This is a genomic window from Flavobacterium beibuense F44-8, assembly GCF_000769915.1.
Classification (GTDB): Bacteria; Bacteroidota; Bacteroidia; order Flavobacteriales; family Flavobacteriaceae; genus Flavobacterium; species Flavobacterium beibuense.
Genome location: NZ_JRLV01000005.1, coordinates 79,252 through 92,390, shown reverse-complemented (window position 1 = coordinate 92,390; position 13,139 = coordinate 79,252). Strand labels below are relative to the sequence as shown.

11 protein-coding genes and 1 riboswitch are annotated in these 13,139 nt (G+C 36.9%); of the genes, 8 read left to right on the top strand and 3 right to left on the bottom strand.

Annotation, left to right across the window (positions count from 1 at the left end; all coding sequences use genetic code 11):
• Positions 1–12: 12 nt before the first annotated feature.
• Both Q763_RS05410 and Q763_RS05405 read right to left on the bottom strand, forming a co-directional pair.
• Positions 13–939, bottom strand: a complete 927-nt coding sequence (locus Q763_RS05410) for a DUF6438 domain-containing protein (RefSeq protein ID WP_157499332.1) — start codon at positions 937–939, stop codon at positions 13–15.
• A 10-nt stretch (positions 940–949) separates the two neighbouring features.
• Positions 950–2,557, bottom strand: a complete 1,608-nt coding sequence (locus Q763_RS05405) for a S8 family serine peptidase (RefSeq protein ID WP_035131959.1) — start codon at positions 2,555–2,557, stop codon at positions 950–952.
• 150 nt (positions 2,558–2,707) lie between these two features.
• Between Q763_RS05405 and Q763_RS05400 the strand changes: the two genes are divergently transcribed.
• From Q763_RS05400 to Q763_RS05385, 4 genes are all read left to right on the top strand, one after another.
• The gene (locus tag Q763_RS05400) at positions 2,708–3,568 is read left to right on the top strand and encodes an EamA family transporter (RefSeq protein ID WP_035131957.1); all 861 of its coding nucleotides are present in this window, start codon (positions 2,708–2,710) and stop codon (positions 3,566–3,568) included.
• A gap of 117 nt (positions 3,569–3,685) precedes the next feature.
• Positions 3,686–3,795, top strand: a riboswitch (SAM riboswitch).
• A 150-nt stretch (positions 3,796–3,945) separates the two neighbouring features.
• Positions 3,946–5,124, top strand: a complete 1,179-nt coding sequence (locus Q763_RS05395) for a trans-sulfuration enzyme family protein (RefSeq protein ID WP_035131955.1) — start codon at positions 3,946–3,948, stop codon at positions 5,122–5,124.
• A gap of 30 nt (positions 5,125–5,154) precedes the next feature.
• Positions 5,155–6,393, top strand: a complete 1,239-nt coding sequence (locus Q763_RS05390; RefSeq protein ID WP_035131953.1) for a homoserine dehydrogenase — start codon at positions 5,155–5,157, stop codon at positions 6,391–6,393.
• A 211-nt stretch (positions 6,394–6,604) separates the two neighbouring features.
• Positions 6,605–7,195 (top strand): LURP-one-related/scramblase family protein, encoded by a 591-nt coding sequence (locus Q763_RS05385; protein ID WP_035131951.1) that lies wholly within the window; start codon positions 6,605–6,607, stop codon positions 7,193–7,195.
• Between the two features lie 38 nt (positions 7,196–7,233).
• Here the strand turns inward: Q763_RS05385 and Q763_RS05380 are convergent, their stop codons facing one another.
• The gene (locus Q763_RS05380) at positions 7,234–7,836 is read right to left on the bottom strand and encodes a DUF1684 domain-containing protein (protein ID WP_084596013.1); all 603 of its coding nucleotides are present in this window, start codon (positions 7,834–7,836) and stop codon (positions 7,234–7,236) included.
• A 113-nt stretch (positions 7,837–7,949) separates the two neighbouring features.
• Between Q763_RS05380 and Q763_RS05375 the strand changes: the two genes are divergently transcribed.
• The 4 genes from Q763_RS05375 to Q763_RS17370 all read left to right on the top strand — a co-directional run bounded on the left by Q763_RS05375 (position 7,950) and on the right by Q763_RS17370 (position 13,110).
• A complete protein-coding gene (locus Q763_RS05375; RefSeq protein ID WP_035131949.1) occupies positions 7,950–9,173 on the top strand; it encodes an MDR family MFS transporter in 1,224 nt (407 codons plus the stop codon).
• Positions 9,174–9,291: 118 nt separating this feature from the next.
• On the top strand, positions 9,292–9,651 hold the full coding sequence (locus tag Q763_RS05370) for a BlaI/MecI/CopY family transcriptional regulator (RefSeq protein ID WP_035132235.1): 360 nt from the start codon (positions 9,292–9,294) through the stop codon (positions 9,649–9,651).
• A 1-nt stretch (position 9,652) separates the two neighbouring features.
• Complete coding sequence (locus tag Q763_RS05365; protein WP_052123230.1) at positions 9,653–10,927, top strand: M56 family metallopeptidase; 1,275 nt, start codon at positions 9,653–9,655, stop codon at positions 10,925–10,927.
• 35 nt (positions 10,928–10,962) lie between these two features.
• Complete coding sequence (locus Q763_RS17370) at positions 10,963–13,110, top strand: M56 family metallopeptidase (RefSeq protein WP_084596012.1); 2,148 nt, start codon at positions 10,963–10,965, stop codon at positions 13,108–13,110.
• Positions 13,111–13,139 lie beyond the last annotated feature (29 nt).

Here is a 13,139-nt window from a genome sequence, read left to right as displayed (position 1 = left end):
TGATATAATAAGCTAAATATTATCAGACAAACGGATTAAAAAATCAAATCCCATTCTTTCGCCTACATAAAATACTATATCTTTATAATCTTTATCTATATTAAACTCTTTTGCAATATCATCTGGAATCTCAAGCTTTTTCAGGTCAAGCTCCTGTTCTATTAGTTCTAAAGGAAAATAAGCCCAAACTAATTCATTGGGTCCATCAGCCCCATAATCCTCAATAGTCTTTACTACCTTATTATCTTTAATAAAATAAATATCTACCGACGATACATCTGTTACTTTAGCAGAATAAGCATCCTCCAAATTCATATAATCAGCCCTTTTAAACTTTTCCTGAATGCGGTTAAATGCTTCCTTACCGATATTTGACTGATACAGTCCTTTATTTTTTACATTAGCTCCACCAATGTACAAAATATCTCCGTTATTCTTAATAAGTAGCGAAACAACAGGACAGGAGCCATAACACGGTGATGAGTAAAAGTAAATTGCATCAAAATCAGGGATAGTATCTGTTTTATATGTCTTTTTTATAAAAGTTCCACCTCTCTCATCTTTAACATTTGTAGTTATTATAAGTGTATCGGGAGTGAGTTTTTCTACTTTATACGAACTCCATTTTTGAATTGCCGGATTAAAAAGCCTTAAACTGTCTTTTGATAAGGCATATTTAGACTTAGTGCCAAAATAACGAAAATACCTGTTATATGGATCGTTTACACTATCACTATAATAGAATCTGTCGCTAAAAAAACCATATTTATCTTCAAAAATACTATCAGGGAAAAATTCAAAACCTCTTTTGTTAGCAAACTGGTTTGTATTATCTATCGAGCTCCAAGAACCCAAAATCATATTTTGGGGAGGAAGTGTTTTTTCTTCTTGACAGGAAACTGATAAAATTGCATATAAGAATAGTAAGGCGTATCTCATAAGTAATGGTTTATTGCTTTATCAGCCTTCCGGTTTTGGATTTATCGAAAGATGACACCACATAGTTATATACTCCAAACGATAAACCATGTAACGATATTGCCTGATTAGCAACCACTTCCTGTTTTAAAACAACCTGTCCTAAACTGTTATAAACCGTAACCGAAGCTTCATTAACATCATCCGGAAGGGCTATATAAAATACATCTTTTGCAGGGTTAGGGTACACTACAAAATCTTTTTTAGAAAGTTCCTGTACAGACAGTTCGTTTAATGCCAAAGCAAAATTAGGTATCCCGTAACCGTAGTCATAATCAGGATTATTAAACCTGTCTGCCGAACCCTTTATAAGATCCATAATCTCAGTATTGGTTTTCTCAGGCAATGCCTGCCATAAACAGGCTACTAAACCTGCAGTGATAGGACTTGAAAACGATGTTCCGTTACCAAAACTTATCTCACCATCGGTTTTAGAGTAAATAGCAGCCACCCCCATTGCCATAACATCGGGTTTTAACCTTCCGTCAAACGTTGGTCCTATACTACTAAAACTGCCTCTTTGCTCCTCATAATTAACTGCACCCACGGTAAGTACATTAGCCGCATCGGCAGGAACCTCAACATAAGGTTTTTCGGTACTGCCCGTATTCCCTGCTGAAGTTACACAAATCATACCGCGTGTAAAAGCAATATTAGCTCCACGTGTTATAAATGCAGTTTGACCATTAAGGTCTTCATAGGTATAATCGTAATTGGGATTATCAAAATCATAATACCCCAGTGAGGTATTAATTACATCTGCTCCAAGGCTGTCGGCCATTTCGGCTGCTTCTACCCAGTAGGATTCCTCCACAGGATTTTCAGATGAGGTATCTTCTGTTACAAAAAGATAGTAAGAAGCATCGGGTGCAGTACCTACAAGTGCCCCTTCAACATAACCTCCCATGGTAGAAAGTACAAAGGTACCGTGCTGATTACCGGTATAAAAATCATCTGTTGCAGCAACAAAATTATAACCTCCTAAAATACGGTTGTTATTCAACAGGTTTTGAAACGGTTGTGCTGTGTTAACACCTGGAAAACCCGAATCCATTACGGCTATTATCATACCCTCACCAGTAAAGTCCTGCTGGTGCAGTACGTGTCCGTTAAGCATTTGTATTTGGGTAGTACTCATACCATAATCAAAATCGGCCTGAACATCCAGTGTTTTATTCACCTCCTGCTGCCTTGAGGCTATTGCAGGCCTGCCCGGATTGTTAAGTGATTTATCGGCATACTCAATACTGTACACAAACTCCAGTGTTGTTAGTGCAGCTATATCACTTAGCTCTCCTCTTACATGCAGGGCATTAAGCCATTTTGACTTAGCCATTACCGTTATTCCGGTAGCAGTTGTTACTCCGTCTATATATTCCTGATGAATAGGAACATCCAGTTCGTCCAATTCAATACCCTGTGCAGCTCTTCTGTCTAACGCACGCTGGGAAAGCATTTCAAGCGGATTTTCAAAGTAATAGTCGGCATCCGGTTTATCGGTAAAATACACCCAGGCATCTTGCTGAGCGCTACATACTGCAGTAAATACAAGTAAAAGTAATAGTAACTGCTTTTTCATTTTTTTAATTTTTAACCTTACTCTTTACAGAATATACGCCCTGTAAGGATTTATGGTTTATTCTTAATACGATTTCATAGCGGAATCAAATATACAAAAGATGCCTGCAAAAACTGAAAAGATATTATTTTTGCCCAAATTCTTTTAAAGATGTTATACCTCATTTTAAGTATTATATGCAGTGTTACCGTTGGTGTACTGTTTAAAACTGCAAAAAATTACCCTGTTAACATTAGCCAGATTGTGGCCTGGAACTATGTGTTTGCCGTAGGGTTATGCTATCAGTTTTTTAAGCCCGATATGGGTACTGTAGATAGTAATGCCACGTGGCATATTTATATTCCGCTAGCGGTACTGCTTCCCTCTATATTTATTTTTTTGGCGCTATCTATTAAGCACATGGGAATAGTAAAAACCGATGCTGCCCAACGCCTGTCGCTGTTTATACCAATACTGGCAGCCTACTTTATTTTCAAGGAGAGTTTTAATACTTATAAAATTATAGCGCTGCTTATAGGTTTCCCCGCTATAGCCTTAATACTCTCTAAAAAAGATAATAATACCGCATCAAAGTGGTTTTACCCTGCAATAGTTTTACTGGGCTTTGGTATAGTAGATATACTTTTTAAACAAATAGCCCTGCACAATACCATGCCTTACACCACATCGCTTTTTATAGTGTTTTGCGGAGCTTTAGCCGTGGCATGGTTGTATGTGTTTTTTAAACTGATTGTGAGTAAAGAAAAACTAAGCCTTATGAATTTGGCTTTTGGAGCACTGGTTGGTATTTTCAACTTTTGTAATATTCTTTTTTATTTAAAAGCGCATAAGGCATTTTCTGAAAATCCGTCAACAGTTTTTGCCGGAATGAATATGGGTGTAATTGTACTGGGCAGCCTTGTGGGTATTTTATTTTTTAAAGAAAAAATGTCAAAACTTAATTATGTCGGACTCGTTTTAGCACTTTTTGCCATCTTTTTCATAACACTATCTCAATTCCAAGCTCATTAAAATCAAAAAACCCGTTTTTAAAAAACTGATTTACAGTTAAATAAAAAATATTTTAATTTTTGTTTGGAAATTAAAATCATTGTACTTTAAATTTGCAGCAAGTTCTTTAGAAAATAATTCTTATCCAGAAAGATCGAGGGATTTGACCCTATGACGTCTTGGCAACCTGTTCATTAATTTGAATAAGGTGCCACATTCAACCACATGTAAATGTGGAAAGATAAGTTTAGAAATACGTAGATAATATTTCATAATATTATGTGCCTTTCTGACTTATCGGAAAGGCATTTTTTGTTTATGCACTTTCCGATAGACTGGTTTAGAATGTTTTTTTAACAGGATTTAAAAAATTGTCAAATATTCTAAACAGCAAAAAAATGAGAGAGCAAACTTTAATTCTTAACAGCATTCCGGTAGACGAACTAACAGGATCAATCGCTACCCCAATTTACCAAACATCAACATTTGTACAAGACGCACCGGGCGTTCACAAAGGTTACGACTATTCACGCAGTAACAACCCTACACGTAAGGTTCTTGAAGACTGCATCGCAGCACTTGAAAACGGTCATGCGGGTTTTGCCTTTGCAAGCGGACTGGCAGCTATCGACTCGGTAGTGAAGCTTCTTGAGGCAGGAGACGAAATTATTGCCGTAGATGATATTTACGGAGGTGCTTTCCGACTTTTCACTCACGTGTACCAAAAATTCGGAATCAAAATTAACTATGTCGATTCTACAAACGCTCAAAACGTAGCCAATGCAGTTACCGATAAAACAAAACTTATATGGATTGAGTCGCCTACAAACCCTACCCTAAAAGTATCTGATATACGCACTATCGCAAAAACAGCAAAAGAAAACAATATACTGCTTTGCGTAGATAACACTTTTGCATCGCCGGTTTCTCAAAAACCTATCGATCTTGGTGCAGACATCGTTATTCACAGTGCAACTAAATACATTGCAGGTCACAGTGACCTAATTGCAGGTCTTGTGGTAACTTCTACACAGGAACTAAGTGAGAAAATCAAATTCATACAAAACGCATCGGGCGCTATTTTAGGACCATTCGACAGCTGGCTAGTAATCCGTGGTATTGAAACGCTTACTCTAAGAGTAAAACAACATGCCGAAAATGCTCAGAAAATTGCTGAGTTCTTACAGGAAGAAAAACTAATTAAAAATGTTTACTACCCCGGCCTTAAAACACACCACAACCACGAGATTGCTAAAAGTCAGCAAAAATACTTTGGGGGTGTAATCGCTTTTGATCTTGTGATTGATGATAAAGAACTGGCTTCACAAATAGTATCGGGCACTAAACTGTTTAAACTGGCTGAAAGTCTTGGAGGAATTAAGAGCCTTTGCTGCCTGCCATGTGAAATGACTCACAAATCAATCCCGGCAGAAAAGAGATACAGTTCTGGTGTAACCGATAGTCTTATACGCCTTTCTGTAGGTCTTGAAGATGCTGATGATCTTATTGACGACTTAAAACAGGCTATTGCCACTGCTGTTAAAGCTAATGCAGATAAAGCTAGCGTAACAGCTTAATTAAACATCTCACAAAAGAAGAAATACAAAATGTCAAGAAAAAATTTAAATATAGGATTATTCGGTTTTGGATGTGTAGGTTACGGACTATACGAAGTATTGGAAAAAACTCCGGGACTGAAAGCAAACATCAGGAACATTTGTGTTAAGGACAAAAACAAAACTCGTGAAATAGGTGCAGAAAACTTTACTTACGACAAAAACGACATCCTTAACGACGAAGATATCAATGTGGTAGTAGAACTTATAGATGATGCCGATGCTGCTTTTGAAATTGTAGTGGCTGCTCTTAAAAAAGGGAAAGCAGTGGTATCTGCCAACAAAAAGATGATTGCCGAACATTTTACCGAACTCCTGGAACTACAGCGTGAATACAACGTGCCGCTTTTATATGAAGCTGCCTGCTGCGCCAGTATGCCTATAATTAGAAATCTGGAAGAGTACTATGACAACGATCTTTTAGAATCTATCGAGGGGATTGTTAACGGCTCTACCAACTATATACTTACCAAAACTTTTGCAGAAAACCTTTCGTATGATGCTGCCCTTAAACAGGCTCAGGATAACGGTTATGCAGAAAGTAACCCTATTCTTGACACTGGAGGCTTTGATGCCAAGTACAAACTGCTAATATTATTAGCACATTCATTTGGTTACATTGCCAACCCTAACGACATATATAATATAGGTATAGATAACATAGGCAAACTGGAGCTTAAATATGCCCGCGAAAAAGGACTTAAAATTAAGCTGGTTGCCCAGGCATTTAAAACACCACAGGGAACTCTATCGGCTTTTGTTATCCCTAAATTCGTAGGTAGCGATGATCGCCTGTTTACTGTAGACGATGTATTTAACGGAGTGCTAACCAAAACCAGCTTTGCCGATACTCATTTCTTTGTGGGGCGTGGTGCAGGTGCACATCCTACAGCCTCTGCTGTGCTGTCAGACATCTCTGCATTAAGTTACGATTACCGTTACGAATACAAAAAAATATACCAGGAAGAAAACCTATTGCTTAGCAATGAGGTTGCGCTTAAGGTACTGCTTCGCCACAAAAAGGAAGAGGCAGAAAGCTTAAAAGAATATTTTGACACTATTGAGGAGTCATATGCAAATCATGATTCCGGATACATAACAGGGAATATTTCCCTTGAAAATGTAAAAGCCCTGCACAGCGGTAATCCTGCCGAAAGGTCTTTTATCTTATTAAATGTTGAAAAAGAAAAAGAAACTCTTGCTCATGAATCTTTAATCGAAGCTAATTAATTAGTAGTTCTGATTATGTTTAGTTGAAAAGCCGTATCTGTTCCCGATACGGCTTTCTTAATTTAACTCTTCCCTCATCTAAAATAATAAGTTTTTACTTATTTTCGCCTCGTCTGTTTTTACAGCAAACCAATCGTAAGTGGAGTCCGGAAACCACAAAAAAACGGGGCAAAATCCTGAAATGCCTTATGAGTAGGGACAATTTATTTTTATGAACTCAAACTTTTTTGAAACAAACAGTTACTTTATCGACGAAAAAGTAAACTTTTTTAAATTTGAAAACTGCTACCAGATTTATAATGAACAAGGAGCAAACATTGGTAGTGTAAAGCAAAAACTAAGTGCAGGTCAAAAATTTTTAAGACTGTTACTTAAAAAGCCCATGCTTCCGTTTTTACTGGAAATCAGGGATTCTGAAGACAGGCTTCAGGCATCAATATCAAGAGGGTGGACTTTTTGGATGTCTAAAATAACAATAACAAATCCACACGGAAAAGTGGTAGGAACCGTAAAGCAAAAATTTAAATTCTTTAAGCCTACGTTCAATATTTTTGATGCTTCCGATTCTCATATTGCAAAAATAAACGGAGACTGGAAAGCCTGGAACTTCCATATTACCGATCCTGCCGAAAACCAAATTGGTGCTATTAATAAAAAGTGGAATGGTGCTATGAAAGAAATTTTCACCTCAGCAGATAAATACAATGTAACCATTCATCCTGAATTTGCTCAAAACGATAACAAAGTAGCTATACTAGCCGGAGCAATTACAATTGATATGGTACTTAAAGAAAGTAAATAATACCATAAAAAATCCTGAGCAATGCTCAGGATTTTTTATTAATGCTTTTTATACTCCTTTACCCCTGCCTTGATTTCAACCAGTATATCATTTTGTTCCGGCGGTACCGGGCACGAAAAACTATGGTTATAGGCACAGTATGGATTATAGGCAGTATTAAAATCTATAGTAAGTGTATTTCCTGCTGGAATTGTAAGATCTACATACCTGCCTCCTCCATAACTTCCGTTACCCGAAGTCAAATCAGTAAACGGCAGGAAAAGATAATCCTTATACTCTTCCATTTTCATCATATCCATACTTTGGAAAACATCCAGCTTTACCTCTTTCCCTTTTAGTGTAAAATGCAGTTCGCCATACTTCCTGTAACGTGGCTTCCTGCTGGTAGTGGTTTGCATGTAAAAAGGCTTTTCATTTGGTGTTGCAACCAGTTTAGCCTCCACACAAAAATCAGTATCTATAGGATAAAACTCAAGCGATTTAAACGTCTTTATGTCTTCCTTGGTAAGCGGAGATTCATCTGGATCAGCATATTCCTTATTCATTTTTTCCTGAAAAGCCACAGCATTTTCCTTTGAGCACTCCTGTGCTTTTGCCATAAGGCATAGCAGTAATGCTCCGCCAATTATTATATTCCTCATTATCTTATTATTGGTTTTATACAAAAGTAACCAATAACTTAAAATATTTTTATTGGGCAGTTAATATTAAGGACTCATTCCTTTGTATATTTGTGGTAAATCATCCCATTTACATGTTTCTTAAAGCCTTTAAGCGCTATATCAATAACTTCAGGGGCTTCTCCCGGGAGATATGGATACTAACGCTAATTACGTTTATTAACCGCGCCGGTACTATGGTACTGCCTTTCCTTTCCAAATACCTTAAAGAAGACCTGTGTTTTTCATACGGTCAGGTAGGTTGGATAATGGTATGTTTCGGACTGGGTTCAATGGCGGGATCATGGATAGGCGGTAAACTAACCGACAGGATAGGTTTTTACAAAGTAATGGTATACAGCCTGTTTACCACGGGGCTTTTATTTTTCGGGTTACAGTATGTCACTTCCTTTGCCGGATTATGTTTTGCCATGTTTGGTATAATGGTAATTGCCGATACTTTTAGACCAGCCATGTTTGTTTCCCTTAACACCTATGCAAAACCCGAAAATCGTACACGTGCACTGGCGCTGGTAAGACTTGCCATTAACCTTGGCTTTGCGGCAGGACCTGCACTGGGCGGACTCATAATTACAAATATTGGCTACAAAGGATTATTTTGGGCCGATGGGGCTTCGTGTATAATCTCTATATTACTGTTCTATATATTAGTAAAGGAGAAGAAAAAAGTAACAGAAGATAAATCGCTTGTAAAAGAAGATATAACAAAACACGTATCTGTTTTTAACGATGGGACTTTCCTGTTGTTCTTGTTTACCAGTTTTGCTACAGCCCTTATATTTTTCCAGATGTTTACCACCCTGCCCCTTTATCATGGGGAAGTATATAACCTAACCGAATTTGAAACAGGGCTTATTATGTCGTTTAACGGTACAATGGTATTTACCTTAGAGATGCCTTTGGTTGGGTATATTGAACGGAAAAACATATCTAAAATCAAAGTGCTTTTATGGGGTTCGGTATTCTTTGCCCTTGCCTTCTTTACCCTGTTAATTAATGTTTGGATAGGTGTACTATTATTAAGTGTAATATTTATTACACTTGGTGAGATGCTTTGTTTCCCGTTTGCCAATTCGTTTGCTATGAGTCGTGCTCCACGTGGTCATGAAGGGCGTTACATGGCACTCTATACCATGACATTTAGTGTGGCTCATATATTTAGTTCTAAACTGGGAATGCTCAATATTTCTTTCTTTGGTTATAATACTAACTGGGCGGTTATGGGATTTTTAGGTCTGCTCTCTGCTGCTGCAATACTACTCGTACAAAGGCGTTTAAAACAAGAATCACACGCATAACATAAATTTTTAAGGCATCTTTACACAATAAAAAACTACCATTTTAGTTATATAACTATAAAAATAGTTGGTAAACTATAAAAATAGTTTTAGCTTTGGATTATTAATTAAAGATGCCATGCAAAAATTAACAAACAAAGAAGAAGAAGTAATGCAGATTTTATGGAAACTTGAAAAAGCTTTTGTGAAAGATGTACTGCTTGAGGTAAAAGAAAGTAAACCTCATTACAACACTGTTTCTACCATAATAAGAAACCTGGAGGAAAAAGGTTATGTAGATCACATTGCCTATGGTAATACCTACCAGTACTACCCTACCGTATCTAAAGAAGATTACCGCACAGGCTATATGAGTAACGCTATTAAAAACTACTTTAATAACTCATATAAAGGTATGGTATCTTTCTTTGCTAAAGAAGAAAAGATAAGCGCCGAAGAGCTTCGCGAAATACTGAAGATGATAGAGAAAGAAGAGTAGCATGGAACAGTTTTTTGTATATATGGCCAAAGCTTCAGGATTAATCGCCCTGTTTTATGCTGCGTATCATATTTTTTTACGAAAAGAAACTTTCTTTGTTTCCAACCGCTGGTTTTTACTCTCGGGCTTAGGCACGGCATTGGCGCTACCACTGGTATTCTTTAAAAAAATTGTATGGACAACTACTTCTCCTATACAGGAAGTAAGTGTTATAGATGCAAATCAGTTACAACAGCTACAGGAAACCCCGTTTACGTTATCAAACACCATAAGTTTTAGCTGGCCTAACCTGATTTTTGGAGTATACATTGCAGGAGTGCTATTTTTAACCATAAAGCTGTTACTTAATATCATACAGCTAAAACAGATAATTAAAAATCAATCTGTTATAAAAGAAGGTCAATACAAACTTATCGATACACCAAGAGTAAACGCTCCGTTCTCCTTCTTTAATTATATAGTATACAACTCGGCAATTTTGCAACCTAACGAACTGGAAAGTATTATTTGCCATGAAAAAGCCCACAGCAGGCAATACCACTCGGCAGATATGCTTATTGGTCAGTTAACCGCCATATTCTTTTGGTTTAACCCTTTTGCCTGGCTGTATAAAAGTTCGATCTCTCAAAATCTTGAGTTTATTGCCGATGCTGTTGCTACAAAACAAATAAACGATAGCACAGATTATCAAAAAACATTACTAAAGGTTACATTACAGTTACAATACATATCAATCACTAATAATTTTTACCAATCACTAATTAAAAAACGAATCGTTATGATGAACAAAAACAAATCAAGTAAAGCAAATGCTGCAAAGTACTCATTAATAATCCCTGCTCTGGCTGCATTTATGCTACTGTTTCAGGTTAAAACCATTGCACAAAGCAAAGCTGCAAATAACATTAGCAACCTTACAACCACAGTACCGGTAACAGAAGCCGCTAAGGTTTTAATTTATGACATGTATGGTAAACAATGGTATGCTAACCAGGCTGATAGTCAAAATAACATAACTGTTATTATTGACGGACGTAAAGTAAAAAACAACGATACAAACCTTAAAGAGGGTATAGATATCGTAGCTGTAAATGTTTTAAAGGAGAAAAACACCTTAGAGATTACTACAAAAAAGGCGAGCAAAAATGAGGCTTCAGGCAAAAGTTTCACTATTACTATTGACACTATGCCTGAGCTTAAGTTTATGAGCTTTAACAAGTATAACGTAGAGCAACTAAAAAGCCTGGTTACACAGGAACTAAAAGAACTAAAATAAGAAATGCTCTAAAGTAAAACCCAAACAGGAATAACATGGAACAGTTTTTTACATATATGATTAAAGCTTCGGGATTAATCGCCCTGTTTTATGCTGCGTATCATATTTTTTTACGAAAAGAAACTTTCTTTGTTTCCAACCGCTGGTTTTTACTCTCTGGCTTAGGCACGGCATTGGCGCTACCATTGGTGTTCTTTAAAAAAATTGTTTGGATAGACCCCGCGCCACAGCAGGAAATGCAGGTAATAGATGTTAGTCAGCTACTACAATTACAGGATAACACACAACAGGCAACACCTCCACCTGTAAGCTTTAGCTGGCCCAATGTTGTTTTAGGTATATATATTGCGGCTGTATTATTTTTAATGATAAAACTGTTATTCAATTTTATATCGCTAAGGCGAATAATAAAAAACCAAACTATAATAAAAGAAGGCCGATACAAACTTATTGATACACCACGGGTAAACGCTCCGTTTTCCTTCTTTAATTATATAATATACAATTCGGCATTATTGCAGTCTAACGAACTGGAAAGCATTATTTGCCATGAAAAAGTACACAGCAGGCAATACCATTCGGCCGATATGCTTATTGGTCAGTTAACCGCCATATTCTTTTGGTTTAACCCTTTTGCCTGGCTGTATAAAAGTTTGATCTCTCAAAATCTTGAGTTTATTGCCGATGCTGTTGCTACAAAACAAATAAGCGACAGCACGGCTTATCAAAAAACAATGCTGAAAATTACGCTTCAGCCGGAATACATATCAATCACCAATCATTTTTATCAATCATTAATCAAAAAACGAATCGTTATGTTAAACAAAAAAAAATCAGGAAAAGTAAACAGCTGGAAATATGCTATAGTACTCCCGGTACTAATAGCTTTTATGATGCTGTTTCAGATAAGGGTTATTGCTCAGGAAAAAAGTAGCGATAAGGCTGTGGAGGAAGTAAGCTATGAAAAGTTCAAAATGGCTCTTGAAATTACAAAAGATGCTACACATGCAGAACTTGAAAAAATAAAAGAGCTGTTTAAAAAAGAGTTTGGCGCCAATGTTACTTTTAGCAACATAACCCGTAACAGCAATAATGAAATTACAGCGATTAAGGTTACTGTTAACGATGGCAATCAGTCAAAAGTATACCAAACAAACAGTACGCAACCTATAAACCGTTTTGAAATTGCTATAGAAAGTAGCGAAGACACAGGTAATAAAATTGCGTTTAACGCATTACCTGTAAACGACCAATACCAAAACTACGCTAACAGCTACTATGAGGATGAACCCGATATGATGGTGCCACCGGCGCCACCTGCTCCTATGGCACCAAATTCTATGATTGCTCCGCCGGCACCACCTGCTCCACCAGTAGCTCCGGGCATGAGTTACATTTCACCATCTCCACAAAACGGACTACAAATTATAAACAGTGATAATAAAGATGTGTTGGTAATTGTAAACGGTGTAAAACAGCAAAAAGGCAGTACAGTAACCATACCACAGGGACAAATTGTTAGTAATATAAATGTTATTACAGGTAAAGAAGCTAAAAAGAAATACGGTAAAGAAGCTAAAGACGGCGTACTGGTAGTAACCACACAAGCAGGTGGAGGCTATGCTGTAAAAATGCCTAAAGGAATGGTACTGGACATGGACATGATTCAGGATTTCAGTATCGACCCTATAAGTATGATGGATATGGAAGCACTTGCCCAGCTTGATGGCGAAATGGCTAAACGTGTTGAAGAACAAATGAAGCGTGTTGAGGAAATGAGTCAGGCAGACAAAATAAGGATGAAAGAGCAAATTGAAAGAGGTCTTGTCCAGCTAAAAAGAGGCGAGGCTCAAATTGCACGTGACATGGAAAGAATTGAAGAAAGAAGAGCGCAAATTGAAGAAAGAAGGGTTGAAATAATGTCAAGGAAAACTGAACTAAAAGAAAATGCTGAAGAAAGAAGGGAAGAATTAAAAAAGAGACTTGAAGAACGTAAAAAACACTTTGAAGAAAGACGTGGCGACATTGATAAAATGAAAGCCGAACAGCAAAAAGAAATAGCGGAGCAGAGAAAGGAAATGGAAGAAATGAAAAAGGAAATGGAAATAGCCCGCAAAGAAATAGAGGAATCAAGAAAGCTACTTAAGGAAGAGCTTGAGAAAATAAATACTGAAAAAGAATAAATCTTTATTGTTAAAGTTAGTTAAGCAAC

Bases quoted from the DNA above. Each gene is read 5' to 3' on its own strand.
- Q763_RS05410 (WP_157499332.1), bottom strand. From the start codon at position 939: ATGAGATACGCCTTACTATTCTTATATGCAATTTTATCAGTTTCCTGT.
- Q763_RS05405 (WP_035131959.1), bottom strand. From the start codon at position 2,557: ATGAAAAAGCAGTTACTATTACTTTTACTTGTATTTACTGCAGTATGT.
- Q763_RS05400 (WP_035131957.1), top strand. From the start codon at position 2,708: ATGTTATACCTCATTTTAAGTATTATATGCAGTGTTACCGTTGGTGTA.
- Q763_RS05395 (WP_035131955.1), top strand. From the start codon at position 3,946: ATGAGAGAGCAAACTTTAATTCTTAACAGCATTCCGGTAGACGAACTA.
- Q763_RS05390 (WP_035131953.1), top strand. From the start codon at position 5,155: ATGTCAAGAAAAAATTTAAATATAGGATTATTCGGTTTTGGATGTGTA.
- Q763_RS05385 (WP_035131951.1), top strand. From the start codon at position 6,605: ATGAACTCAAACTTTTTTGAAACAAACAGTTACTTTATCGACGAAAAA.
- Q763_RS05380 (WP_084596013.1), bottom strand. From the start codon at position 7,836: ATGAGGAATATAATAATTGGCGGAGCATTACTGCTATGCCTTATGGCA.
- Q763_RS05375 (WP_035131949.1), top strand. From the start codon at position 7,950: ATGTTTCTTAAAGCCTTTAAGCGCTATATCAATAACTTCAGGGGCTTC.
- Q763_RS05370 (WP_035132235.1), top strand. From the start codon at position 9,292: ATGCAAAAATTAACAAACAAAGAAGAAGAAGTAATGCAGATTTTATGG.
- Q763_RS05365 (WP_052123230.1), top strand. From the start codon at position 9,653: ATGGAACAGTTTTTTGTATATATGGCCAAAGCTTCAGGATTAATCGCC.
- Q763_RS17370 (WP_084596012.1), top strand. From the start codon at position 10,963: ATGGAACAGTTTTTTACATATATGATTAAAGCTTCGGGATTAATCGCC.